This is a genomic window from Sphingomonas sp. P4_G3, assembly GCF_056401105.1.
On sequence record NZ_JBFUJZ010000001.1, the window covers coordinates 503,935 to 527,778 of the forward strand.

Below are 23,844 nucleotides of genomic sequence, written 5' to 3' on the forward strand. Positions count from 1 at the left end.
GTCATTCTTGCCGCCGCGCCTAGCAGTTTATCCCACCCTGGCGAARGCCGGGGCCCAGTCGCGACCAAATCGGCGGCGGCACGACTCGCTTCCCAACCATCGTCTCGAAACTGGGCCCCGGCTTTCGCCGGGGTGGGAACAAATATCGACAACAGAACTATGCGATATGGACCGCCTTGGTGGTCAGATGCGCCATGATCCCCTCGGGACCATCCTCGGAGCCGAAGCCCGATTCCTTCATCCCGCCGAACGGCGCGTCGGGCCAGGTCATGCGAACCTGATTGATCGCGACCATCCCCGCCTCCACCGTTTCGGCGAGCAGATTCTGGCGGCGACCGCTCTCGGTGAAGCAATAGGCTGCAAGGCCGAAGGGCAGGCGGTTGGCTTCGGCGATCGCGTCCTCGACCGTGCCGAACGGGCGGATCAAGGCAAGCGGCCCGAACGGCTCGTCGTTCATCGCCTTGGCTCCCAGCGGCACATCGGCGATCACCGTCGGCTGGAAGAAGAAGCCGCCGTCCTTTTCCTCGCGCTCGCCGCCGGCCAGCACACGCGCGCCGATCGAGCGCGCATCCTCGACCAGCGCTGAGATCGTGTCCGGGCGGCGCGGATTGGCGAGCGGACCCATCTGGTTGGCGGCGTCGAGGCCGCTGCCGATCTGCAGCTTCTTCGTGCGCTCGGCGAACCCCTGGACAAACTTCTCGTAGATGCCGTCCTGGACGTGGAAGCGGGTCGGCGCGACGCAAACCTGGCCGGCATTCCTGAACTTGTGCGTGACCAAGATATCGAGCGTCTTTTCGAGATCGCAATCGTCGAACACCAGCACCGGCGCGTGGCCGCCCAATTCCATCGTCATCCGCATGACGCTATCCGACGCCAGCTTCATCAGATGCTTACCGACCGGCACCGATCCGGTGAAACTCAGTTTGCGCGTGACCGGCGAAGCGAGCAGGTGGCGCGAGATCATGTCGGGCACGCCGAACACGATCTGCGCGACATTGCCGGGGAGCCCGGCATCCTGGAAGCAGCGCATGATCTCAACCGCCGAGCCCGGGGTTTCCTCGCTCGGCTTGAGGATGATCGAGCAGCCGGCCGCGACCGCGGGCGCGATTTTGCGGACGACGTTCAAGGCCGGGAAGTTCCAGGCGCAGAACGCCGCGACCGGACCGACCGGATGATGCAGCACCATCGAGCGCATGCCCGGCGTGCGCATCAGCACGCGGCCATAAACGCGCACCGCTTCGCCGGCGTGGAATTCGAGCATCGCAGCAGCGGCCATGACCTCGCCCTTGGCCTCGGCGACCGGCTTGCCTTCCTCCATCGTCGCGATGCGGGCGATCGCGTCGGCGCGTTCGCGGACCAAAGCGGCGGTCTTGTTAAGCACAGCGGCGCGTTGCTCGTGCGCAACCGCGCGCCACGCCTCGAACCCCTGCTGCGCCGCGGCAAGTGCGCGATCGAGGTCGGCGGTGGTGGCCAGCGGCAAGTCGGCCTGGCCCGCGCCGGTCGCCGGGTTGAGCACCGAATGCACGTCCCGGTCATCGCCGGTCAGCCACTCGCCGTCGATATAGAGGCCGAGCTTGGCGGAATAGGTCATAGGGACTCCTGAGGGCGGGGGATTTGCCGCCCATCTAAGGTTCCGATCCGTTCGGGGCAATCGTAACGCCGACGGTCAGCTATAGACGTCAGGCAACGGGGGTCGCATCGCCCTCGACGAGTTCGCGCCACAGCATCACCAATACCGCCATCGTCGCCGGCCCGACAAAAAGCCCGAGTAACCCCAGCGTCTCGACGCCGCCGAGGATACCGACCAACGCCCAGAAGAACGGCAGTTTGGTCGCGCTGCCGATCAAGACGGGGCGGACGAAATGGCCCGCGACGAATTCGGCGGCAAAGCCGATCACGACGACCGCGATCGCGGCACCGGGTGATCCTTGTCCGAGCAGCAGCAAGGCGGCGAGCCCGAACGCGACCGGCGCACCAAACGGGATCATCGCGGCGATCGCGGTGACGGCGCCGAGCAGGATAGGATGCGGCACGCCGAGGAAGAAATAGACGACGGTCATGACCGCGCCGAAGCCAAGTCCGACCAGCACCAGCCCGTCGATCGTCCCGCGGACCGAGGCGAGCGCCTGTTGCCCGATCCGTTCGCCCTGCGGCCCGAGCAGCTTCGCGCTGGCGGTGCGGAACTGCACCGCCAAGGCATCGCGGTCGCGGATCAGGAAAAAGAGCGCGATCAAGGTGAAGCCGAACACCACCGCGCGATGGACCAGCCCGAAGCCGAGCAACCGCGCTTGCGCGCCGAGCAGGCTGTGGCTCAGCACCTCGAAATGATGATGGGCCGCCGCCGGATCGGACAGATTGGTGCGCCACCAATCAGTCGCCTCGGCGCTGTACGGCAAATTGGCGAGCCAGCCGGGCGGCGGCACCCCGTATTGCTGCGCCTCCTTCACCCAGGTCGCGACATCGTGCGCCTCGCGTGCGGCCTGAGCGATGCCGATCGCGATCGGCGCCAGCACGATCAGGGCGAAACCCACGGTGAAAGCCGCGGCAACGAGATTGGGGCGCGGAAACTGGCGCTCGGCGCGCTGGACGAGCGGATCGACCGCGACGGCGATGACTACCGCCCAGATGAGAACGGGCAGGAATGCGTGGATGACCCACAGGCCGAGCAGCCCGAGCAGGAGGATCAAGACAAGGCGTGCCGTCGATTGGCGCTTCGGGGGTAATTGCGTGCCGGTCATTGGTCGGTGGCCTCCAGGCTGAAGCCGCGGGCGAAGCGGCGTTGCTCGACCCGCCCGGCGTCGAGCATCCCGGCCAGCGCCGCCAGCGCGGCGTCGAGATCGTGGCGCCGTCCGCACAGGAACATGTCGACCGCGGCGTAACCACGCTCCGGCCAGGAATGGATCGAGATGTGCGATTCGGCGAGCAACGCGACGCCGGTCACGCCCTGACCGGCGCCGAAGCCATGGACCTTGAGCTCGATCAGCGTCGCATCGGCGGCGGCGACGGCCGCGAGCAACGCCGCCTCGATCCGCGCTTCATCGTCGAGATGATCGCAGTCGAACAGGTCGGCAAGAAGGTGGGTCCCACTGAAGTCCACGCCGCTAGGGTCCGTACTCAATTATCGCGAGGTCGTGACGGAGCCGATTTTGGTGTCCGGCTAGGAGCAAGGAGGGAGCGATGCTGGTAGCATCGTGACCGACGCGCGACGACGTCCGGACGCCAAAATCGGCCCGCCGCTTCGCGGTTGCCCGGAGGAGCCCGCCGAGCATCGTCGCTTGCTTGCGCGTAGCTTCGGCTACGCGACTGCGCTGCGCTCCTTGTCGGCGGGCTCCTCTGGGCAATCACGATCCTCGCGATAATTGAGTACGGACCCTAATCCTACGCCAGCACCGAGCGATAGGAAATGGCGAGATGCGTCATCGCATCCTCCGCCGCGCGGATGCCGCGATATTGCGCTTCCTCGAACAGCGAGAGCCCGCTCAGGTCGGAATGCGCGAAGAACAACGGCGGGCGCGGCGCGGCGGCGGCCTCGCGGCGGCCGTCCCAGAAATAGCCCGGCACCGGGCGGATCATGGCATGGCCCCAGCGCCACACATCGATCCGCCGGATCGCGCCCTTGAGGTCGGGATTGGTGCGGAGCAGATCGTCGCGGACCATGTCCTGCCAATAGGTGAGTGGGCGTTCGAGCAAGTCGCGCCGCGCGTCGGCGGGTGCCATGTCGGACAGCGGCAGATACCAGCTCAGCACCGTCGCGCGCGGCACGCGGTCGAGCGATTGATGCGTGTCGACGACATAGCCGAGCGAGCGGCTGGTCCACGACACATTGTCCCAGGCGACCTCGAACCCCGGTCCGGCGGGCAGGCGGTCGACGGTGACCGCGGCGACCACCCAGGGCGCATAGTCGAACCCGCTGGCCGACGGCGCATCGGCGGTCAGGCGTGCGCTCACGAAGTGCGGAGTAGCGAGCACCACCGCATCGGCATCGACGCGGACGCCACGACCGCTCGCGACTTCGAGGGCATCGATTTGCGCGCCCTTGTCGGTGCGGGTGACGCGATGGATGATCCTGCCGCAATCGAGGTGATCCTTGAGCCGCGCCGCCATCCGCCCGACCAGATGGCCATTGCCCTCGGGCCAGGTCAGCATCGTGTCGGGATCGGCATTGGCGGCGAGCCCGCGGCGGCTGGCGAAATAATGGATCCCGGCCCAGGCCGAGACCTGGTCGGGCTCGGTGCCGTAATCGTCTCGGCAGGCATAGCGGACGTACACGCGCAGCACCGATGAGTGCCAGCCCTGCTGGTCGAGCCATTGGGCGAAGCTCAATTTGTCCAGCGCGAGCAGATCGGGATCGCGCGAACTCAGCTCCATCGGGATCGCGAAAGCGGGGCGTCCTTGGGCGTCGCGGCGCTCTTGATAGGCCTTCATCGCGGCGAAGAAGGCCTTGAGGTCATGGACGTCGGCCTCGCTCAGCCCCTTTTGCGGGACCAGTCCTTCCTGCCATTTGCCGAGATAGAGCAGGCGCTCCTCGGGGTCGGAGACGAGCTGATAGGGATCGTAGACCGGCTTGCCATCCTGCCAGCCGGTGATGATGCCGAGCTGTTCGAGCAAATGGATGACGCCCTTCGCCTCGGCATTGGGCAGCGGCAGATAGTGCGCGCCTAGCGGGTAAGCGGAGACAGTGTTGCGTCCGCTGCGCGCATTGCCGCCGGTACGATCCTCGAGTTCGAGCAGGCGAAAATCCTGCACGCCGGCGTCTGCCAGCGTCCATGCCGCCGCGAGCCCAGCGACGCCGCCGCCGACGATCGCGATCCTGGTCCGCACCGTCTCACTCGGCTCGGGGAATTTGCCGCTGCGTAAGCGATGCCCGCGGCGGAAATCGGCGCCGCTCAGCGTACCGGGGATCGTCTCGTCATGTGGGGCGAGCGCGATCGCACCCGCACCGAGCGCCGCGGCCCCGGCGATCGATCCTGCGATGACGGTGCGGCGTGTTGGCACCCTAGCCCTCGAACACCGACCATTCGGCGTCGAACTCGCGAACCAGCGCCTGGTTGTCGAGTCGATTCACCGGGGTCGGGCGTCGCGCCATGTCGGGCGGGAAGAAGAAAGCGAGCGTGTCGACCCGCGGCGTCAGGAACCGCAGCCCCGACGGCAAGGCGCCAAGTGCGCCAATCGGCCGGTTCGAGGCGAGGACGAAGCCCCATTCGCCGAAGCTTGGCACATAGACGTGATAGCCGCGCGTGGTCAGCCCGGCCGCCTCAAGCGTGGTCGCGACAGTCCAATAGGCCTTGGGCGCGACCAGCGGCGAGGTGCTCTGGACGCTGATCATCGCACCGGGATTGAGCGCTCGGGCGAGCTCGCGATAGAAACTGATCGTGTAGAGCTTGCCGATCGCGAAATTGGTCGGGTCGGGAAAGTCGACCAGCACCGCGTCGAACTTGCGCTGGTTGGCGCGCAGCCAGCTGAACGCATCGGCGGTGATGACATGGACCTTGGGCGACAGCAAAGACCCATGGTTGAGCGCGACGAGCATCGAGCTTTTGCGGAAGAGCGTTGTCATCGCCGGATCGAGATCGACCAGGGTGACCGACTGAACGCCGGGATATTTGAGGATCTCGCGCACCGCGAGCCCGTCGCCGCCGCCCAGCACGAGCACGTCGCGCGGGTTCGCCACCCGGCTCAGCACCGGATGCACCAGCGCCTCGTGATAGCGATATTCGTCGCGCGACGAGAATTGCAGATTGCCGTTGAGGAACAGCCGCAAGTCGTTGGCTCGCTTGGTGATGACGATGCGCTGGTAGGGTGTGGCGTCGGCATAGATGATCGGGTCGCCATAGGCCGCGACCTCGGCGGTGCGCTCGATCTTCTCCGACGCGACGAAGCCGGCGGCCAGCACGATCGCGACCAGGATCGCGACGAGCAATTCGATCGTCATCCGGCGCCGCTGCGGCAGCATCAGGATCACCGCGATCGCGACGCCGACATTGAACAGGCCGAACAGGAAACCGGTGCGGATCAGTCCGAGATGCGGGACGAGCAGCAGCGGGAACAGCAGCGAGGCGGCAAGCGCGCCGACATAATCGAAGGTCAGCACTTTCGAGACCAGGTCGCTGAACTCGAGCCGGTCCTTGAGGATGCGCATGAGGAGCGGGATTTCGAGCCCTACCAGGAAGCCGATCGCAAGCACCAGTCCATAGAGCGGCAAGCGGAAATCCTGGACGCGATCGAACAGCAGGAACAGCAATGCCGCCGAACAACCGCCGATCGCGGCGATCAGCACCTCGACCCGGACGAAGATCACGAGCTCGTTCTTGCGCACGTAACGCGAGCACCATGAGCCCATGCCCATGGCGAACAGATAGATGCCGATGATGATCGAGAACTGGGTGACGCTGTCGCCGAGCAGATAGCTCGCCAAGGTGCCGGCGAGCAGTTCGTAGATCAGCCCGCACGTCGCGACGACGAATGCCGACGCCAGCAGCAACGCGCCGGAGCGGGAAGGAATGGCGCGACCGCCCTGCTGCTCAGTCATGCAGCTCAGCCGTCATGCCGGACTTGTTCCGGCATCCAACGTGCAACAACGGCTGGATTCCCTTGTGGAGGCTTGGACCCCGGAACAAGTCCGGGTGACGACGAGCTTGGCACAATCGATTTCGACTCAAACTTGGCCGTTCACCCATGGATGGCGGCGGCGATGATCATCGCGACGGCGATCGCGATCGATCCGGTGAAGATCGCCAGCGCGACATTCTTCTCGCGGCAGATCTCGCCCCACATGTCGACCGGACTGATCTTGTCCCACAGCCAGAAGCCGCCGATGAAGATGACGAGGCCGATGCCGGTATAGAGCAGCGTCGAGACGAGAACGGGGATGGAGATCATGGTCCGATCCTTTCGTTATTTGTGGGTGGGGCCGTAGGAGCCGAACATCATCGGCCCGCGCGCGCCGCCAGTGGCAAAGGGCGAATAACCGTCGCGGACGGCGAACATCGACAGGAAGACGATGCCGAGACAGTAGAGCCCGTAGATCACGATGTGCCTCATCAGTCGTCGTCTCCCCCGCTGTCGTCGTCATCGCTGCCGCCGCTGCCGCTGACCGGCGCCATGCGGCGCTTTTCGAACCCGAAATGCTTGAACAATACGATCAACGGCCAGGCCCCGATCAACAGGAAGGCAAGCAGGAGATTGCCACCGAACACGCCGCCGCGCTTGATCGTGACCGTGACCGGGATGGTCTGGCCGCTATCCTGTCCGAACATGCTGCCGCCGGCGAAACCGGTCGGCATGGAGTAACTGCTGCTGCTCGAACCGCCGTTCCAGCGATGCGCGGAAAGCGTGACGACCAGATCGTATTTGCCGCCGGGGATGCTCGACAGGCTGACTTCGGGGCGCGGATCGCCCTCGGTCCACGATCCGTCGCTGTCGCTGCCCGAATAATGTTCGGCCAGGCCATAAGTATCGACGCTGTCCTGGGTCTTTTCGTCGGTCAGCGAATAATCCAGGTCGACCCAGGCATTGTCGATCGCGCCGGCATCGGCATCGACCACCACGCGCGACCGCGCCGAGGGGAGGTCGAGCCCGCGGATGACGACGGTCTTTTCGGGCCCGTCGAGCACCGCATCGGTGGTGGTCTGCCCGATCTGTTGCTCGCCGCCGGCGAAGGTCGAGATGACCATCAGGGTGAACAAGGCGACGATCCCGATGATCATCGCCTCGCCCAGCTGGCGTTTGTAGGGCGACGGCTCGTGCGGCGCGGGATGGCTGTACTCGCGGCGGCGCGCGGGAATGCCGAACGCCGTTTCGGCGACTCCCCAGTCGAGCAGGTCGAGCCGGGTCCAGGTGCGCTCGGTCTGATAGACCTCGCACGACAGCATCGTGCCGGGGCGGACGAAATCGGTCTCGTCGACCGTTTCGCCAACCGCGACACGCCAATAGAATTCGCCGACGACGAAGGTGACGCGGACCGGATAGGTATCGCCGAACCGCGCATAGCTCTGGTGATCGAGCTGCATCGAATTGCCCCAGCCCATCGTCGGCAGGCGATCGAGCATGATGCCCAGGCTGAAGCGGCGGCCGTCATCGACCAGGAAGGCATAGCCTTCATATGGATTGAACAGCAGATATTCGGCCCAGCCGATCTCCTCGTCGGTGCGCTCCATATAGCCGACGACTTCCCACACCCGGCCATTGAGCGTACCGCGCGTGCCGAGCGGGATCTCCGGTGTCCTGAGCGCCTCATTGGCGCGCGCGATGACCTGGAGGTCGGGCCTGGTCGCATCGAGCGTCGAGCCGCAATGTTCGCACAACACGCTGACCGTCAGACCCTGCGCGCGGACGTTGACGATGCCGCCGCAATTGGGACAGCTCAGCGGGCGGACGGTAGATGCCGGCGTGACCGGCGCTGTCGGCGGTGGCGCGGGTGCCGGCGGCGCGGCGTCGACCGGGAGCGCGTCGTCGCTCATGCGGCAGATGCCGGCATCGGCCAGCCCTCGAACGATCGCAAGCCGGTCGCGTTGAGGTCGGCGAGCGACATGTAGCGGCCGACATAGGCCTCCACCTCACCGCCCTGATCCTTCTGGATGCTCGCGCACTCGCCGTCGGGAGTCATCAGATCGATGCTGGTGGCGGTGAGCCCGAGCGGCGCGTTGAACGGTAGCTCGCCCTCGCTCGCGACGCAGGTGACCTGCTTGTTGTCGGTGACGGCATAATCGACCCCGCCGATCGTGATCAACGTATCGATTGCGATCGGCTGACCCGATTTGATGTGATCGACGACGACCGGCGCAAGCGCGTCGTCGTCGACCTGACGCAGCATCATATAGCGCCCCGAGGATTCGCCGACCCAGCCGGTTGAACCGTCGTCGAACAAAGCCAACCATTCGTTCCACGCGCCGTCGGCATAGCGCCAGCGAACGCGGCCGATCAGCTCGAACGTGTGCGTCCCATCGCGCCCGCGCACGCCCAATTGCAGCGGACTGACATCGTCGGGCACCTCGGCGATCTTGCCGATCGCCTGGAGATTGCCGCCGGTCCGCAGTACCGATGTGCGGCAATAGTCGCACACCTTCACCGGCAGGTCGTTCGACCTGAACCGGATCGGGGCGCCGCAATTGGGGCAATTGGCGTCGAGCACTGGCGCGCGTCAGATCTTGGCGAGCAAAGCAGTCTTCTTGGCGTCGAACTCCTCTTGCGTGATCGCGCCGGCGACCATCAATTTGTGCAGCTTCTCGATTTGTTCATAGGGATCGACCTCGGGCTGTGGTGCGGCCGCGGGGATGCTGGTCGCGCCGCCACTGCCGACGCCGCCGAGCCCCGCTGCCATTTGCTGCCCGATCGCCATCCCTGCCGCGGCACTCGCGCCGATCCCGGCGAGGCCGCCCGGATTGGCCGCCGCGGTCTGGATCGAGTCGGCCGCCTGGAACTTGGCATATTGGTCGAGATTGCCGAGCACCCGCATCGAGCTGCCCTTGTCGAGATATTCCTGGACATTCTCGGGCAACGACACGCTCTCGACGAAGAAGGTGCGGCACGACAGGCCCCATTCCTTGAACCCGGCCTCGACCGCGCCCTTGAGCTTTTCCGACATCGCCTGCTGGTTGGCGGCAAGGTCGATGAACGCGATCTCGCCGCCGCCCAAAGCCGTTGCGATCGCGGTGTTGATCACCGCGCGCAATTGCTGGTCGAGATCGGTCACGGTCAGCCGGTCGAGCGAGCCCATCATCTTGACCGCGAAGGTCGCGACGTCTTCGATGCGGAACGAATAGCTGCCGAACGCGCGGATACGTAGCGGCCCGAATTCCTTGTCGCGCACCGTGATCGGCTGCGGCGTGCCCCATTTGAGCCCGGTCTGCTCGCGCTGGGTGAAGAAATAGACGTCGGCCTTGAACGGGGATTTGAAGCCCTTGTCCCAGTTCATGATCGCCGTCAGCAGCGGCAGATTCTGCGTGACCAGCGTGTGCTGGCCGGGCCCGAACGCGTCGGCCAGTCTGCCTTCGTTATGGAACATCGCGACCTGGCCTTCGCGCACGGTCAGCTGGCCGCCATTCTGGATCTCGCGATCCTGCATCGGATAGCGGATCGCCAGCACGCCCGGCTCGTCGACCCAGTCGATGACATCGACCAGCTGCTTCTTCAGGAAATCACCCAGACCCATCACGCATCCTCCAAAGATGCGCGCAATCTATCAGGCTTTGGCGGCTTCGCGAGAGCCGAATTTTTTTGCGACCCGCGGCGGCGGGCACGGAGCGCCGCCTCCGCCGGCGTCAACCGGCAGAACGCGGCATCGATCGTCGAGTAGCCGGCGGCCGAATACTCGGCCGCGCGCCGCGATCAGAGCTTGGCGAGCTTGGCGGCCAGATCGTTGCGCTCGCTCTGGAGCTTGGTCGCCTCGGCGGTGGCGGTCTTGTCGCCGACCATGGTCTCGTCGATCAACATCGTCCCGTCGGCGCCGGCCGCGTTGATCAGCGTCAAATCGAGATGGAGATCGGTGCGGTGGGCAAAGCTGTCCTGCGGCTTCCAGTCGCCGAACATGTTCGGTTCCAGGGTCAGCGATTGCGATTCGCCTGGTTCCAGGCCGCCCGGAAACTCGTAATTGAAGTCCGAAGAGATCCACGGCACCGCACGACCGGGCGAGGTCAGCGTGCCCTTCACATAGATCGTCTTGATCGGGCGCTTCGATCCGTTGGTGACGTGCAGCATGATCTGCGGCCGATCGATGTCGATAGCGCCCTTGTCGACGCGATATTGCGCATTGCCGATCTTTACGCCCTGAAACACGTCGGCGACCTTGGCGCGCGCCGCCTGATAGCGTTGCGCGCTCGCCGCGTCGTCGGCGATCTTCTGATCGAGCAGCTTGATCCGGGTCTGATAGCCGAGCTTGATGATCTGGTCCGCGGTCAGTCCGTTGATCTTGTCCTTGGCGCCGAGAAAGACCGGCGCGGTCGGCTCGGCCTGCGACCAGATGCCTGTCTCGGGCTCGGGGGTGTTGAAAGTGATCGCGATCAGCGAATCCTTGAGCGCGGCCTGCTTGTCGGCGGACATGTCCTTGACCATCGCTTCGATGCTCTTGCTGTACGCATCCGGGCTCGACGTATTCACTCGCTGTCCGCAGCCAGCAACCAGCATCGTCGCGAGCAGCATCAATCCAACCTTCTTCATCCGATTTTCCCCCATATATCAGTATAGATGAGGACCTCGTCGAGCGTTGGCCAGAACACAACCCGATCCATCCGAAATGGAGCAAGTAGTCCAACCGGCCTCGGATCTGAGCCCTTCGAGGCCCCGCCGAGTTGAGGCTAAGCCGTTGTTTCGTCTATGGGCCGGACGCGGGGTCACGGAGAAGGTAATGCGTACAGCACGGTTGATCGCAGCGGCCGCGCTGTCCCTCGTCGGCGCGTGCACTTCCCCGCTGAGCCGGCAAGGTGCGCTACCGCCCGCGGGAGCGCGGCTGACAGATGCCAGCTATACATTCGCGCCAGCGCCGGGGGATGCCGGCAGCACTGTGATGGAGGCGTCCGAGCTGGTGCGCGCGGCTCTGGCCGGCAAAGGATACCGCGAAAGTCCGAACGGTCGTTATCGGCTCGAGATCGGTCTCGCGAGCGCGCCGCCCGATGTCGAGGTCCAGCGGCCAGAAAGTAGCGCGGAAAGCGTGAAGGGCACGATGCACCCCATCGTCTTCTGCCGGCCGCAACGCTATGTCTTGACGGTCGGAATGATCGACCGGACCAATGGCGCGTTATTGTTCCGAAACGCCGCGGCGGCGCGTCACTGCGGCGGCTCGCCGGCGAAGATATTACCCGAACTCGTGCGGACCGCCGTCAACGGATGAGGGACATCACGCTCTAAGCGCCGGGATCGTGAAAATGAAGCGCGATCCATGGGGTGACACCGCCTCGTATCGCACGCTGCCGCCATGGCGTTCGGCAACGGTCCGGACATAAGCGAGGCCGAGACCGACGCTGAGACCCGGCCCGGTCGCCGCCAGCGGGCCGAACCGGCTGGTCAGATCCGTCAACCGCTCCTCCGATATGCCCGGACCCTGGTCCTCGATCCAAAGCTCGAACAGCGATGCGCCTGTGGTTTCCACGAGGTCGATCCCGCATCTGATCTTCGCGCCGGGAGGGCTGAACCTGACGGCGTTGTCGAGCAGGTTCAGCAAGGCGCGGGTGAGGGCGTGGCGCTCTCCTGCCACGTAGCAGGGATCGGCTGGTGGCGCGACGATCCAGACGCTTTTCTTCGACGCCAGCGGCCATAATGCGTCGCTTGCCTCCGCGAGGCAGTCATGAAGGTCGGTTTCTTCCGGGGTGAAGGGCGTCTCGCGCAGCCGGGCAAGCTGCACGAAATTCTCGGCAAGGTTGAGAGTACGCCTGGCATGATAAGCGATCTTGTCTGCCGCATCCGCGCCGATGCCCTTTTTTTCCGATCCCTCCAGCAATGTGAGGATCGACGCTTGCGGCGAGCGCATATCGTGGCTCAGGAATTCGAGTGCTTGCTCGCGATCCCGCTCGACCGCCCTGATACCCGTGATTTCCGCCAGCAAGTGAATCCAGCCGCGTCGTGCGCCGTCGGCACCGGTAAGCGGCGTGCGGCGGTGCGAGAAATGTCGTCCATCCGCCGATATCAGATCGTTGGTAGCGGGCAGGCCGTACAGCGCATCGCGAACGCTGGCATTCTGCGAGAGAAGCGCCTCCGCGTGCCGATTGGCGACCAGGACATCGCCCTCCATCGTGGTGACGATCAGAGGATCGGCAACTCCCTCCACAGTGTCCGCAACGAGCCTTTTCAGGTCGCGAAGCGCAGTGATCGAGCCGCTCAACGCGAGTGCGTTGCGTCCCGGATGGTCCAGCCGGTCTATCGTCGGCGCCACCCAGCCGCCGAGGTCGTCCGACAATTGGGACAATTCGCGAGCGACCGCCTTGTCGATCGTGTGCAATCGCCGCCACCCCCATAACGGATACACGAACAGCACGCCGACCAGGCCCGTCGCGGGCGGGATCCACAGGCCCGCGATGGCGACCAGCAGGACCGGCACGGCAGCGACGAGCCCGAACATCACGAGCGATGCCACCAATGCTGCAGAGGGTCGCAGGCGCCAGAACAGGAGCAATAGGATGAAAGCGGGCAACGCTCCGATCGCGAGACGCAGTGGAAGCGGCGCCTCCCGCACGAACCGGTCGGCCAGCATCGCGTTCAGCAGGTTCGCCTGGATCTCGATCCCTGCCAGCGTACCGGCCCCGGCGACGTCATGACGGTCCCCAAGGCCCCCAGCGGTCGCGCCGACGAGCACGATGCGATCGCGGATAAAGGCTGGCGGAAGCCGACCCGCGAGTACATCGCTGAAGGACACGGTGCGGTAGGCGCCCGCTTCGCGGTACGGCACCAGCACCGACATGTCGCCTCGCCGGACGCTGCGCCGCCATGCCGGTGACGACCGTCCGTACGCCAGCCGGAACGTCTGTTCGGCCAGATGCGGCCAGGCGCGCGATCCGTCGTTCACCTGGAGCAATGCAGCTCGCGCCTTGCCGTCCGCCTCATGAGGGAGCGCCACATGCCCGAGCGCCGCCGCCGCATGAGCGATCGGCGGGATGGGAAGCACCGTGTCGAACGGACGACCATTCGCACCCGGCGCCTCGAAAAGAATGGGCAGCGTGACCTTCTTCGCATCGCTGAAGGCCGCGGCAAGCGCCGCATCTTCTTTTGGCGCGCGTGCGGGCTCGGTGAAGAGCACGTCATAAGCGATTGCCGCCGGTCGAGCCGCCGAGATGGCCTGGATCGCCTTTGCATGAACGGTTCTCGGCCAAGGCCAATGCCCGAGCGCCGCGAGGCTCGCATCGTCGATCGTGACCAGAAGAATCCGCTCCGAGGCGGGCGGCGCGCGCAATTGCACGATCTGATCATAGATCGCGTCATCCGCCTTGGACGTGGCTCCGATCAGGGTAAGGCCGAGCGTGAGGCCCAGCACCAGCAAGGCGACGGCGCACCATTCGACTAACAGCCGCCGGAACACCTCGTCAGCCTCGCGGCGATCGAGAAGGATCGGTGACCGTGAGCTTTTCCGGTTCCGTCCAGGACTCGGTGAGTTCGCCGTCTTCGAGCTGGGCGAGGCCAACCCGCCAGTAATAGACGCCCGCCTTCAGCCGCCGCAGCGTGAGCGCATCGCGTGCGAGCGCCACCTCGTCGACGACGAGTGCGCCCTGCGGCGTATCCCGCCTGAGCTGAAAGCGGTATCGGCGCACGCCGGCGCCGGCCCCGGCCCAGCGGAACCGATAGCCGTCGTCCTGGGGTTCCACGCTGCCGCGTATCGAGGCGAGCCGACGCTGGAAGCTGTAGGATTGCGCCATTCCTTCGAGGCCGCTCGGGGCGATCGCGGAAACGCGGACGAAGAGGTTGCCATTGGGTATGTCCGCCAGCGCGAACGCGCCATCGTTGGAGAATTGCTCGGCAATGTTGTCGATGAAGCCCGCGTCGGAGGCTATCACGGCCCTGTAGCGTAGTGAGCCTTCCATCTTGCGCACTCGAAACTCGACTGCGTCCTTCGTCTGCAATGCCGGCGGCTCCTCGAGGTCGGGAGCGGCGAGCAGCTTTTCGACGCGAGATCCGCCCTCCCGATCGAGTGTGGCGCCGAAACTGCGTTCCAGCCTCAACCCCGTCTCGCTCTGGGATGGCGAAAACGTCACCGTTCCCGCCAGGACTTCGGTGGCTGCCGCGCGGCGTTGGTCCTCGAAGGAGACGCGAAACTCCGTTCCCCGGACCGCGGTCATACTGATCGGCGTATGAATTTGGTATCTGCCGGATGGTTGCTCCAGCGGCGTGACCTTGGTCTCGAGCCGGCCCTGTTCGACGTCGATGCGATAGTCGATCGCCCCGGTCAGCAGGATTCGTCGCAGTTCCCGAACAAGCACGCGGCTTTGCGACGGGATCACCACTTTTGAGCGGTCCGCCAGCATGAGCGTCGCGAAGCTGTTGCCCGCAGTGATGATTTCGGCACCTTCGCCGATGGCGATGCCAACGGAGGGCGCTATCGTCCGGCCGCTCATCGACAGACTCACGGTGCCACGGTAGCCGGCCAGCCGTGCCGGCTCGACTTTGAAGCGCAGCCAGGTCCGCGGGATACGCAGCTTGCGGCCCACGGGCAGTCGCTTCGGATCGCGGATCGCCGCCAGCCGGAGCAGCGCCTCCCAGCGGCGCTCGGGCACGAGAAAGCTCTGGCTCAGCCTGTAGAGCGTGTCACCTCGCCGGATGACATACCAGATATCGTCATTCTGCGGTTGGGCGGGCGCGATGGCGGCGGCGTGCGCGGCGACCGCGAGTAAGATGCTCAATTTTCTGCCCCGAAACGCTCCAAGCGATAACCATAGCCAGATATGGCCACGATTCGGTAGCCGTTCTCTGGGGTTAGCTTGAGCTTCGTTCGTATCCGGGAGACGTGCATGTCGAGCGTTCGCGTCGAGAGGTCGGCGGCGCTCTGCCAGATCGTCTCCAGCAGATAGCTCCTCGACAGTGCGCGGTGCATGTTCTCGAAAAGGACCAGCGCGAGCTGGAACTCCTTCGCGCTCAGCGCGACTTCCTCGTCGCCGATGCTCACCCGTTCTGTCAGGCGGTCGAAGGCATAGATTCCGAATTGCAGAACGCGGTTTTGCGCGGCCGCGGGCATCGCGCGGCGAAGCACCGCCTGTACCCGCGCCACGATGACCGTGCCGGTTTCCGGTTTCACGACATAGTCGTCTGCTCCGGCATGAAGCGCCGCGGCGACATCGTCCTTGTCCGACCGGCTCGTGAGCATGATGATCGCCGTTGCGCGCGAAACCGCATCGCGGATTGATCGCAGCAGTTCGATCCCGGAGCTGTCGGGCAGATTCCAGTCGAGCAGGATCAGGTCGAAAGTCTGCCTTCGCAATGCGGCGAGAAGAGAGGCGCCGTTGCGAAACCCCGTGCACGAATGCCCCGCGCCGGCGAGTGCTGCCGAAGCATATTCGATCACGCTTTCATCGTCGTCGACTACCGCGATTCGCATGCCAGGCCCTTGCGCGAACTCAATAGGGCTCAGCCATAAGCGCCCCTGCCATCCGCCTGAAATCGGACAAGCCATTGTCGTGTTGCCCTGCACGGAACGCTCCGAGCGATGGCGTCACGCTTGGCGGCCGGTGGTTCACTCTCCTGGAAGGGGTGCTGTTCCGCGACATGCGCCGCTGCTAGCAACGGGGCCGAAGTGCGACAATCGCGGGCTTGTAAACAGTTGTAACGCCCAGGCGAGTTTCCGCTACGTCTTGGGGGCTTTGATCCATTCGCAAAGCTGCCGTGGCGAGATTCACTGGCATCGTGATTTGCGCCCCAACGCGTCAACAGTATTTGGTCAAGTCCGACTGGCCCGAAGGGGCAGGCATCGATCCATGTCGCGGCCCCTCGAACAAGGCGTGTATGCACGCCTTCAATCGCGCCGCTCCAAATGGCTTGGCAAGAAAGAGCGCCCCAGGAGGCAGCCGCTCCGCTGCGAAAGACCTGTTACCGGAAACGACCAGAATGCGCGTTAGCGGCCACCGTTCGTGAATTTCCCAGGCGAGACCCAGGCCATGGCGTTCGCCCGGCATCTCGACGTCGGTGACCAATAACGAAAGGGGTCGGGTCATCGCCTCGATGATCGAGAGGGCTTCGGTCACGCTGGCCGCGTCTCTCGCCTCGAATCCCAACTCCTCGACCGCCTCACGCGTCTGAATCCGGAGAAGCGGCATGTCCTCGACGATCGCGGCGATCGGAGTGTCGGGCGAACGGCTCGTGAGCATCGGCGACCTTTCCAACCGTACATCGCCGCGCAACGAAGGTCCGAACCCGGAGGAGCGCACCGCCACCCCGATAGTTCGATCCGTGCCAGGCAAGTACTTATCAACAGAGCTGGAAAGCGGCCTACAACGACGCGGTCGTCATGTTAGCCCCGCGTTACAACTGTTTACTGGGCGCGGGAGTGTTCGTGTCTGGCGGCGTTGCTCGATCGCGTATCGTTACTTTGGATCTGCTTGCCCGCGAGACCGGTCGGACCGGCAATGGGTCCATCGACAAACGCGTGGCAGCGATCCCTACACTCCAGGATGACGACGCTGGGTTTGGTCGATTTGAAAATGGTGGACAGGGCTGGATTCGAACCAGCGTACGCTTGCACGGGCAGATTTACAGTCTGCTGCCTTTAACCACTCGGCCACCTGTCCCCAGGTCTTCGCCCTTCGCGGGAAGGGCGGTCGCTTCGAAAAGCGAGGGCGCCCCATGCCCAAGGCGGGCGGTCATGTCAACGCGGTTGGGGCACGTTTTCGGCGTTGCCGAAACCAGGCGTACGATATGTGTGGCACACCCTTGCGCGGGTCGCGCGGCGGCAATAGCGTGCGCGCCATAACAATCCCCGGGGAGCATAATCGTTCATGCGCAAGATGATCGCCGCCTTTGCCGCGGCTGCCGCCGTCGCCATTCCCGCGTCGTTGCATTCCAACGACCTGTCGATGGTCAACCGGATCATGGATGAGGGCTTCAACCGCTCTCAGGTGATGACCACCGCCGAATATCTCTCCGACCAGATCGGCCCGCGGCTGACCAATTCGCCCAATATGCGCAAGGCGGAAGCGTGGACCTCGTCCAAGTTCAGCGAATGGGGCCTGACCAACGTTCACAAGGAAGGGTTCGAGTTCGGCCGCGGCTGGTGGATCGAAAGCTCGTCGGTGCGGATGACCAGCCCGCGCCCGATCCAACTGACCGCGATCCCGATCGCCTGGACGCCCTCGACCAATGGTGTGGTGTCGGGCGAGGTGATCGTCGCGCCGATCGCGACCCCGGCCGACTTCGCCAAGTGGAAAGGCAAGCTCAAGGGCAAGATCGTGCTGGTGACCAAGCCCGATGACGGCTCGGAACCGGGCGATGCGCCGTTCAAGCGCTACACCGCGGACGATCTCGCCAAGCTCGATCAGTTCGTCCAGCCCAAATACGATCCTGCCGCCGCCGATCGTGGCATGAAGCGGCTGGAATTCGCCAAGAAGCTTGACGCCTTTCTGCAAGAGGAAGGCGCGGTCGCTTATGCCACCAAGTCACGGCTCGACGGCAAATTGGTCCATGGCGAAGGCTATCTGTTCGGCGCCGGCGATACCGTAAAGACTCCGGGCGTCGAGATCGCGGCGGAGGATTATCGCCGCCTCGTTCGGCTCTCGATCGTCGGCGCGGCGCCGACTGTGTCGATCAACAACGACGTCCGCTTCGACGACAGCGACGTCAATGCCTATGACATCATCGCCGACATCCCCGGCAGCGCCAAGGACGGCAGCTATGTGATGGCCGGCGCGCATCTCGATTCCTGGGTGGCGGGCGACGGCGCCGCCGATAACGGCGCTGGCAGCGCGATGATCATGGAAGCCGCGCGCATCCTGTCGACCTTGAAGGTCAAGCCGAAGCGGACGATCCGCTTCGCGCTCTGGGCAGGTGAGGAGCAGGGGCTGCTCGGCAGCCTGGCCTATGTCGAGAACCATTTCGCGACCCGCGGCAGCGGCAGCGATCCCAAGCTGACCGGCCTGGCGCGTTATCAGGGCTGGGCCAATCGCTGGCCGATCGCGACCAAGGCCGACTGGTCGAAAATGGCCGCCTATTTCAATATCGACAACGGTTCAGGCAAATTGCGCGGCATCTACGCCGAGAACAATCCGGCGGTAGTGCCGATCTTCAAGCAATGGCTGGAGCCGTTCAATGCGATGGGTGCATCATCGGTGGTGATCCGCAAGACCGGCGGCACCGACCATGTCTTCATGCAAGCGGTTGGGTTGCCCGGTTTCCAGTTCATCCAGGATCCGCTCGATTATGGCAGCCGCATCCACCACACCTCGGTCGATACCTTCGATCACCTGAAGGGCGACGACATGCGTCAGGCGGCGGTTGTGCTGGCGGCGTTCCTGTGGAATGCGGCGAATGGCGACGCGCTACCGCGTCCGCCGCTGCCGACCCAACCGACGAAAAGCGATCCATTTGCTTATCCTGACGAATAATTCTCGACCGTCATCCCAGCGAAAGCTGGGATCTCTAGCGATGGCGCAACGGCCTGAGACCCCAGCTTTCGCTGGGGTGACGGCGTAGTCGTGGCGCGTAGAGGTCACCGTCCGAGCCAGGCGCCCGCGTCGCGGCCCCGTTTCTGGGGACGCCATGCGGTGCTGGCGGCGCTCGCCAATCCCGAGCGGACGGTCAGGAAGATGTGGGCGACGCGCGAGGCGCTGGCCGGGCTCGACATCCCGCCTGTGATCCCGATTACCTATGCCGATGTCGCCGATCTCGGCCGGCTGGTACCGGGCGACGCGCCGCATCAGGGGCTGGTGATCGAGGTCGAGCCGCTCGAGGATATCTGGCTTGGCGACCTGCTCGAGCAGGGCCAGGGAGAGGATGATCGCCGCCCGCTGGTGGTGCTCGATCAGGTCACCGATCCGCACAATGTCGGCGCGATCCTGCGCTCGGCCGCGGCGTTCGACGCGCTCGGCATCGTCACCCAGGATCGCCATTCTCCGCCCGAATCGGGCGCCGTGGCGCGGACCGCGTCGGGCGCGCTCGAGATCGTACCCTGGGTCCGCGTGGTGAATCTGTCGCGCGCGCTGGGAGAGATCGCCGAGGCCGGTTTCTGGCGCGTCGGCCTGGCGGGGGAAGCGACCGAAACGCTTGGCAACGTGATCGGCGCGGCGCGGATCGCTTTGGTGCTGGGGGCGGAAGGCGAGGGCATGCGGCACAACACAATGCAGCATTGCGATCAGCTTGCGCGCCTGCCGATATCTCCTAGAATTGAAAGCTTGAACGTATCCAATGCCGCCGCGATCGCGCTCTACGCGGTGGCCGCGCGCGACTGATGGGGGAATCGGAAATGACGGCACGGATGACGCGTCTCGCGCTGGTGTTGCTTGTTCCTCTGATGTTGGTCGGCTGCCTGCTTGCACCGGGCAAGTTCACCTCGACGCTGACGATCAATGCCGACCGCACCTTCACCTATAGCTACCAGGGCGAGGTCTATGCCTTCGACCTCAACGAGGCGATGAAGGACATGCCGTCGGGCGGTGACGACGACACCAAGAAGACCGACGGCGTCTCGTTGCAGCAGATCGGCTTCGACAAAAGCGGCCAGAAGAGCGGCAAGGGCGACAAGAATGGCAAGAGCGGCGCGAAGGACGATGTCAAGTCCCAGGCCGCGGCGGACGCCAAGAACCGCGAAATGGCCGCGACCTTGTCCAAGGAAGCCGGGTTCCGCAAGGTCACCTATGTCGGCGATAACAAGTTTGTGATCGACTATCAGATCAGCGGGAAGCTCGATCACACCTATCTGTTCCCCTACAACATCGATGCCGGGATCATCATCCCGTTCGTCGCGGTCGAAATCCGCGCCAACGGCACCGCGCGCGTCAAGGCACCGGGCTTCGCCAACGATTCGAAGGATTCGGCGGGCATGCCCGGATCGGATACGAGCAAGGCCTCGGCCAAGCTCGACGGCACCTTCATCCTCGACACCGACGCCGAGATCGTCAGCCAGAATAACGAGGAGGGTGCGAAGACCGTCAACGGCCGCAAGACCGTGACGTGGAAAGCGACCCCGCTATCGACCACTGCGCCGATGGCGGTGGTGCGGTTTGCAGGGGCCGCGAAGTAGGCGGCTGGCCGCGCTACCCATATTTCGTCATCCCGGCCTTGTGCCGGGATCCACTGGGAGGCGAGCGCGGAACTCGAGGTTCCACTTCCTCAGTCTGGGGCGCGGTGGATGCCGGGACGAGCCCGGCATGACGATCGAGAGCAAGGAGAACCTAGTCCTCCTCGGCGATCCGCACCTTCAACCCGTCGAGGTGATCGCCAAACTCGATCTGGCACGACAGGCGGCTATTCTCGTCGCGGTCGGCGGAGGAATCGAGCAGGTCGTTCTCGTCCTCGCTCATCGGTTTCAGTTTGGCCGCAAATTCCGGGTCGACATGGACGTGGCAGGTAGCGCAGCTGCAGCAGCCGCCGCACAGCGCCAAAACCTCGTCGATCCCGGCGTCGCGGATCACTTCCATCACCGAAAGCCCGGACTCGCCCGTGATTTCCTGTTCTTCCCCGTCGCGCGTCACGACGATAAGCTTGGGCATGTCTTTCCTCCGTCCGGTTGCAGGGGCCCATGCCGTGCCCGGGCGCATCGATCAAGGTTTCGTACAAGGTTTCATATGGTCCAGACTGCCCAGTCGTTAAAGGCCGCGCTCGACACGCTCGCCGCGATCGAACCCGCTTTCGCCGTCGCGCTGCAGCGGGCGGGCTATCCCCCGCCGCGCGTGCGCGACCGCGGCTATGCCACCTTGCTGCGCACGATCATCGGGCAACAGGTGTCGGTGGCGGCGGCGCAATCGATCTGGAACAAGCTGGAGGCGCAAGTCGGTGACCTGACCGACCCCGCCACCGTCGCCGCGGCGAGCGATGAGCAACTCCGCGCTGCCGGCCTGTCGCGGCAAAAGGTGAGCTATGCGCGCAGCCTGGCCGAGGAAGTGACGAGCGGGCGGCTCGATTTCGCGCAATTGCCCGAGGATGACGAGGACGCGATCGCGCAGCTGGTCAAGATCAAGGGCATCGGCCGCTGGTCGGCGGAAATCTATCTGCTGTTCGCGGAAGGACGCCCGGATATCTGGCCGGCCGGCGATTTGGCGGTGCAGATCGAGATCGGCCGCATCCTGCAGCATGACGAGCGGCCGGCGGAAAAGCTGATGCGCGAGTTGGCGGAGAGCTGGCGCCCGCATCGCGGGGCGGCAGCGATCCTGGCCTGGCATCATTACAAGGTGGACATGGACGTGATCTAAACGTCTACTAGCGGCCGCGATTGCGGTCATTCGTCGGGGCCGTCATGTAACCGCGGATAAGTTATATGTTGGGGGTGAGAATGGCGGGTGAGGTAGGATTGGCGAGCATTAAAGGTTGGCTAGCAGTGCTCGTTGGAGTGGTCGGAGTTTTGGTTCCGTTGGGTCAGGTCGGCAGCTTCCTTACTCTTACAAACGCAGCACCGATCCTGGAACCGCGTTTCGGTTCCAACTGGTCAACTTACTTTGCGCTTGCTTCCTCGGTGATGGCGGCTCGCACCATCATCTGTTTGTTCGTGGCAAAGTCGTTGATATGGGATAGGCGACGCTCGACGCCAAAAATCGCGGCCATAGGAATTTGGGTGGCCTTGTTCCTGTTGGGCGTAGTCAGCGTGGCTATTGCGGTGGCCTTCAATCCTGGACCCGTATCCTACGGTCGCGCAGCGCCAAACCTGATCTGGCTGATACTGATTAGCGCGGCGGCGACCGCTTATCTGCTTCGTTCCAAGAGAGTCGCCGCGACGTATAGCGCTCCTTAGGCATCTTTGCAGGCTGCAAAACGGACGGCCGCTTTCCACAACGGCTGCCGTAGCCTACCCCGCCCGCGTCCAGATCATTGTCTGGCAGAAGATCGCGATGCAACCCTGGACCTTCAGATTGGCGCCGTCGCGGCCGACCAATGCGCGATAGGTCTTGCCGCTCTTGGGGTCGTAGATCTTGCCTTTCCAACCCTCGCCGGACGCTGCCATCTCGGTCAGGATCGGCAGGCCGACCAGCGGGCGGGTCTTGAGCTTGGGGTCTGGATTGAGCGAATCGACCCAGGGCTTGCCGGCTGGTGGACCCTTGATCACCTTGACGACGCGGCCGCAAATCGCGCCACCGCAATCGCCGATCGCAACCACCGCGCCGCCATCGGCGGTCAGCCAGCGGCCGGCGATCGGCGCCGCGGCGAACAGCGGGGCGGGGAGCGCGGCGGTGACGGCGGCGAGGGCGAGAAGGAGCGGGCGAATCATCGGCGATGGCATAAACGGGGGCATGGCAGGCCTTTGTGCCGCCGGACGAACCAACCGTTCATCGCGGCGGATGGATGCCGATCGGGCGCTGCGCCCTGCGTCCCGATCGCCTAAGGAGGCAGCGAATCGGCACCCACAGGAGACGATATGAGCGACGGCTGGACGATCGGGATCATCGGCGGATCGGGACTCTACGCGATCGACGGGCTGGAGGATGCCGAATGGCGCCGGGTCGATACGCCCTGGGGCTCACCGTCGGACGAATTGCTGTTCGGGCGGATCGGCAAGGTCAATCTGGTGTTCCTGCCGCGCCACGGCCGTGGCCATGTCATCCCGCCGTCCGAACTCAATTTCCGCGCCAATGTGGATGCGCTCAAACGTTCGGGGGTGACCGACATCTTGGCGATCTCGTCGATCGGGTCGCTTGAGGAGGATTTGCCGCCCGGCCATTTCGTCGTGGTCGACCAGTTCATCGACCGCACCGTGCACCGCGCGTCGAGCTTCTTCGGTACCGGCATGGTCGCCCATGTCAGTATGGCCTATCCGGTGTGCGAGCGCCTGTCGGGCTTTGCTGCCGCGGCGGTCGAGGCGGCGGGCGGCAAGGTCGCGACCGGCGCCACCTATCTGGCGATGGAGGGGCCGCAATTCTCGACCCGCGCCGAAAGCCTGCTCTATCGCGACTGGGGCGCCGACGTGATCGGCATGACCGCGATGCCCGAAGCCAAGCTCGCGCGCGAAGCCGAGCTGCCCTACGCGCTGATCGGCATGGTGACCGATTACGATTGCTGGCGCGAGAGCGAGGCGCCGGTCGAGGTCGCCGAGGTGATCGCGCAGATGCACAAGAATGGCGAAGTCGCGCGGCGCACGGTCGAGGCGTTCGTCGAGGCGCTGCCCAGAGAGCGCACGCCGTCGCCGATCGACACCTGCCTGGACGTCGCGCTGATCACCGATCCGGCCAAGCGTGATCCTGTGTTAATGGCGAAGCTCGACGCGGTGGCGGGGCGGGCATTGCGGCGCTAGGAACGATC

The 23,844-nt window shown here is 64.7% G+C and carries 24 protein-coding genes and 1 tRNA gene; 7 read left to right on the top strand and 18 right to left on the bottom strand.

Annotated elements, in window-relative coordinates; translation table 11 throughout:
• Nucleotides 1-157 precede the first annotated feature (157 nt).
• The 11 genes from AC1DQQ_RS02335 to AC1DQQ_RS02385 all read right to left on the bottom strand — a co-directional run bounded on the left by AC1DQQ_RS02335 (nt 158) and on the right by AC1DQQ_RS02385 (nt 11,154).
• Complete coding sequence (locus tag AC1DQQ_RS02335; RefSeq protein WP_478044154.1) at nt 158-1,591, bottom strand: NAD-dependent succinate-semialdehyde dehydrogenase; 1,434 nt, start codon at nt 1,589-1,591, stop codon at nt 158-160.
• Between the two features lie 88 nt (nt 1,592-1,679).
• On the bottom strand, nt 1,680-2,738 hold the full coding sequence (locus AC1DQQ_RS02340) for an AI-2E family transporter (protein WP_478044155.1): 1,059 nt from the start codon (nt 2,736-2,738) through the stop codon (nt 1,680-1,682).
• Nucleotides 2,735-3,097: an adenosylmethionine decarboxylase gene (gene speD / locus AC1DQQ_RS02345; protein WP_478040283.1), complete on the bottom strand. Its 363-nt coding sequence runs from the start codon at nt 3,095-3,097 to the stop codon at nt 2,735-2,737. Before speD ends, AC1DQQ_RS02340 begins: the two co-directional genes overlap by 4 nt.
• Before the next feature lie 281 nt (nt 3,098-3,378).
• Nucleotides 3,379-4,995 (bottom strand): FAD-dependent oxidoreductase, encoded by a 1,617-nt coding sequence (locus tag AC1DQQ_RS02350; protein ID WP_478040285.1) that lies wholly within the window; start codon nt 4,993-4,995, stop codon nt 3,379-3,381.
• A 1-nt stretch (nt 4,996) separates the two neighbouring features.
• On the bottom strand, nt 4,997-6,529 hold the full coding sequence (locus tag AC1DQQ_RS02355) for a polyamine aminopropyltransferase (RefSeq protein ID WP_478040287.1): 1,533 nt from the start codon (nt 6,527-6,529) through the stop codon (nt 4,997-4,999).
• Nucleotides 6,530-6,669: 140 nt separating this feature from the next.
• Complete coding sequence (locus AC1DQQ_RS02360) at nt 6,670-6,879, bottom strand: DUF350 domain-containing protein (RefSeq protein ID WP_478028056.1); 210 nt, start codon at nt 6,877-6,879, stop codon at nt 6,670-6,672.
• Nucleotides 6,880-6,894: 15 nt separating this feature from the next.
• Nucleotides 6,895-7,041 (bottom strand): hypothetical protein, encoded by a 147-nt coding sequence (locus tag AC1DQQ_RS02365; protein WP_478028058.1) that lies wholly within the window; start codon nt 7,039-7,041, stop codon nt 6,895-6,897.
• Nucleotides 7,041-8,459: a DUF4178 domain-containing protein gene (locus AC1DQQ_RS02370; protein ID WP_478044156.1), complete on the bottom strand. Its 1,419-nt coding sequence runs from the start codon at nt 8,457-8,459 to the stop codon at nt 7,041-7,043. The genes AC1DQQ_RS02365 and AC1DQQ_RS02370 overlap by 1 nt, the downstream gene beginning before the upstream one ends.
• Complete coding sequence (locus tag AC1DQQ_RS02375) at nt 8,456-9,130, bottom strand: DUF4178 domain-containing protein (protein WP_478040291.1); 675 nt, start codon at nt 9,128-9,130, stop codon at nt 8,456-8,458. The genes AC1DQQ_RS02370 and AC1DQQ_RS02375 overlap by 4 nt, the downstream gene beginning before the upstream one ends.
• Before the next feature lie 9 nt (nt 9,131-9,139).
• Nucleotides 9,140-10,150, bottom strand: a complete 1,011-nt coding sequence (locus tag AC1DQQ_RS02380; protein WP_478044157.1) for an SPFH domain-containing protein — start codon at nt 10,148-10,150, stop codon at nt 9,140-9,142.
• Nucleotides 10,151-10,326: 176 nt separating this feature from the next.
• Complete coding sequence (locus tag AC1DQQ_RS02385) at nt 10,327-11,154, bottom strand: hypothetical protein (protein WP_478044158.1); 828 nt, start codon at nt 11,152-11,154, stop codon at nt 10,327-10,329.
• A 187-nt stretch (nt 11,155-11,341) separates the two neighbouring features.
• On the opposite strand from AC1DQQ_RS02385, the gene AC1DQQ_RS02390 reads away from it, so the two are divergent.
• On the top strand, nt 11,342-11,824 hold the full coding sequence (locus tag AC1DQQ_RS02390) for a DUF4136 domain-containing protein (protein ID WP_478040293.1): 483 nt from the start codon (nt 11,342-11,344) through the stop codon (nt 11,822-11,824).
• Between the two features lie 6 nt (nt 11,825-11,830).
• Here AC1DQQ_RS02390 and AC1DQQ_RS02395 read toward each other — a convergent pair whose 3' ends face one another.
• The 5 genes from AC1DQQ_RS02395 to AC1DQQ_RS02415 form a co-directional block, all read right to left on the bottom strand.
• On the bottom strand, nt 11,831-14,002 hold the full coding sequence (locus tag AC1DQQ_RS02395) for a CHASE2 domain-containing protein (protein ID WP_478040295.1): 2,172 nt from the start codon (nt 14,000-14,002) through the stop codon (nt 11,831-11,833).
• A gap of 4 nt (nt 14,003-14,006) precedes the next feature.
• Entirely contained in the window at nt 14,007-15,317 is a 1,311-nt protein-coding gene (locus tag AC1DQQ_RS02400) for a FecR family protein (protein ID WP_478044159.1), read from the bottom strand.
• Nucleotides 15,314-16,102 (bottom strand): response regulator transcription factor, encoded by a 789-nt coding sequence (locus AC1DQQ_RS02405; RefSeq protein WP_478028068.1) that lies wholly within the window; start codon nt 16,100-16,102, stop codon nt 15,314-15,316. The genes AC1DQQ_RS02400 and AC1DQQ_RS02405 overlap by 4 nt, the downstream gene beginning before the upstream one ends.
• 232 nt (nt 16,103-16,334) lie before the next feature.
• Nucleotides 16,335-16,808: a response regulator gene (locus AC1DQQ_RS02410; protein ID WP_478044160.1), complete on the bottom strand. Its 474-nt coding sequence runs from the start codon at nt 16,806-16,808 to the stop codon at nt 16,335-16,337.
• Nucleotides 16,809-17,109: 301 nt separating this feature from the next.
• A tRNA-Tyr gene (locus AC1DQQ_RS02415) sits at nt 17,110-17,195 on the bottom strand.
• A 207-nt stretch (nt 17,196-17,402) separates the two neighbouring features.
• Between AC1DQQ_RS02415 and AC1DQQ_RS02420 the strand changes: the two genes are divergently transcribed.
• From AC1DQQ_RS02420 to AC1DQQ_RS02430, 3 genes are all read left to right on the top strand, one after another.
• Nucleotides 17,403-19,004 carry a M20/M25/M40 family metallo-hydrolase gene (locus AC1DQQ_RS02420; RefSeq protein WP_478044161.1) on the top strand — a complete coding sequence of 534 codons (1,602 nt, stop codon included), beginning with the start codon at nt 17,403-17,405 and terminating at the stop codon, nt 19,002-19,004.
• A 90-nt stretch (nt 19,005-19,094) separates the two neighbouring features.
• Entirely contained in the window at nt 19,095-19,847 is a 753-nt protein-coding gene (gene rlmB, locus AC1DQQ_RS02425) for a 23S rRNA (guanosine(2251)-2'-O)-methyltransferase RlmB (protein WP_478040302.1), read from the top strand.
• 14 nt (nt 19,848-19,861) lie between these two features.
• On the top strand, nt 19,862-20,638 hold the full coding sequence (locus tag AC1DQQ_RS02430) for a hypothetical protein (RefSeq protein ID WP_478040304.1): 777 nt from the start codon (nt 19,862-19,864) through the stop codon (nt 20,636-20,638).
• A gap of 151 nt (nt 20,639-20,789) precedes the next feature.
• Here the strand turns inward: AC1DQQ_RS02430 and AC1DQQ_RS02435 are convergent, their stop codons facing one another.
• Entirely contained in the window at nt 20,790-21,107 is a 318-nt protein-coding gene (locus tag AC1DQQ_RS02435; protein ID WP_066810432.1) for a 2Fe-2S iron-sulfur cluster-binding protein, read from the bottom strand.
• A 75-nt stretch (nt 21,108-21,182) separates the two neighbouring features.
• Between AC1DQQ_RS02435 and AC1DQQ_RS02440 the strand changes: the two genes are divergently transcribed.
• Together AC1DQQ_RS02440 and AC1DQQ_RS02445 are read left to right on the top strand one after the other, a co-directional pair.
• Nucleotides 21,183-21,806, top strand: coding sequence for a DNA-3-methyladenine glycosylase family protein (locus AC1DQQ_RS02440; RefSeq protein WP_478044162.1), 624 nt, complete (start codon nt 21,183-21,185; stop codon nt 21,804-21,806).
• 80 nt (nt 21,807-21,886) lie between these two features.
• Nucleotides 21,887-22,342, top strand: a complete 456-nt coding sequence (locus AC1DQQ_RS02445; RefSeq protein WP_478044163.1) for a DUF2569 family protein — start codon at nt 21,887-21,889, stop codon at nt 22,340-22,342.
• 54 nt (nt 22,343-22,396) lie between these two features.
• Here the strand turns inward: AC1DQQ_RS02445 and AC1DQQ_RS02450 are convergent, their stop codons facing one another.
• Nucleotides 22,397-22,816, bottom strand: a complete 420-nt coding sequence (locus AC1DQQ_RS02450) for a DUF2147 domain-containing protein (protein WP_478044164.1) — start codon at nt 22,814-22,816, stop codon at nt 22,397-22,399.
• Nucleotides 22,817-22,963: 147 nt separating this feature from the next.
• Between AC1DQQ_RS02450 and AC1DQQ_RS02455 the strand changes: the two genes are divergently transcribed.
• A complete protein-coding gene (locus AC1DQQ_RS02455) occupies nt 22,964-23,836 on the top strand; it encodes an S-methyl-5'-thioadenosine phosphorylase (protein WP_478044165.1) in 873 nt (290 codons plus the stop codon).
• Nucleotides 23,837-23,844 lie beyond the last annotated feature (8 nt).

Excerpts from the sequence above, each read along its gene's own strand:
- AC1DQQ_RS02370 (WP_478044156.1), bottom strand. The coding sequence starts at position 8,459 with ATGAGCGACGACGCGCTCCCGGTCGACGCCGCGCCGCCGGCACCCGCG.
- AC1DQQ_RS02385 (WP_478044158.1), bottom strand. The coding sequence starts at position 11,154 with ATGAAGAAGGTTGGATTGATGCTGCTCGCGACGATGCTGGTTGCTGGC.
- AC1DQQ_RS02380 (WP_478044157.1), bottom strand. The coding sequence starts at position 10,150 with ATGGGTCTGGGTGATTTCCTGAAGAAGCAGCTGGTCGATGTCATCGAC.
- AC1DQQ_RS02360 (WP_478028056.1), bottom strand. The coding sequence starts at position 6,879 with ATGATCTCCATCCCCGTTCTCGTCTCGACGCTGCTCTATACCGGCATC.
- AC1DQQ_RS02390 (WP_478040293.1), top strand. The coding sequence starts at position 11,342 with ATGCGTACAGCACGGTTGATCGCAGCGGCCGCGCTGTCCCTCGTCGGC.
- AC1DQQ_RS02430 (WP_478040304.1), top strand. The coding sequence starts at position 19,862 with ATGACGGCACGGATGACGCGTCTCGCGCTGGTGTTGCTTGTTCCTCTG.
- AC1DQQ_RS02435 (WP_066810432.1), bottom strand. The coding sequence starts at position 21,107 with ATGCCCAAGCTTATCGTCGTGACGCGCGACGGGGAAGAACAGGAAATC.
- AC1DQQ_RS02340 (WP_478044155.1), bottom strand. The coding sequence starts at position 2,738 with ATGACCGGCACGCAATTACCCCCGAAGCGCCAATCGACGGCACGCCTT.
- AC1DQQ_RS02455 (WP_478044165.1), top strand. The coding sequence starts at position 22,964 with ATGAGCGACGGCTGGACGATCGGGATCATCGGCGGATCGGGACTCTAC.
- AC1DQQ_RS02450 (WP_478044164.1), bottom strand. The coding sequence starts at position 22,816 with ATGATTCGCCCGCTCCTTCTCGCCCTCGCCGCCGTCACCGCCGCGCTC.
- AC1DQQ_RS02355 (WP_478040287.1), bottom strand. The coding sequence starts at position 6,529 with ATGACTGAGCAGCAGGGCGGTCGCGCCATTCCTTCCCGCTCCGGCGCG.
- AC1DQQ_RS02445 (WP_478044163.1), top strand. The coding sequence starts at position 21,887 with ATGGCGGGTGAGGTAGGATTGGCGAGCATTAAAGGTTGGCTAGCAGTG.
- AC1DQQ_RS02420 (WP_478044161.1), top strand. The coding sequence starts at position 17,403 with ATGCGCAAGATGATCGCCGCCTTTGCCGCGGCTGCCGCCGTCGCCATT.
- AC1DQQ_RS02440 (WP_478044162.1), top strand. The coding sequence starts at position 21,183 with ATGGTCCAGACTGCCCAGTCGTTAAAGGCCGCGCTCGACACGCTCGCC.
- AC1DQQ_RS02365 (WP_478028058.1), bottom strand. The coding sequence starts at position 7,041 with ATGAGGCACATCGTGATCTACGGGCTCTACTGTCTCGGCATCGTCTTC.
- AC1DQQ_RS02335 (WP_478044154.1), bottom strand. The coding sequence starts at position 1,591 with ATGACCTATTCCGCCAAGCTCGGCCTCTATATCGACGGCGAGTGGCTG.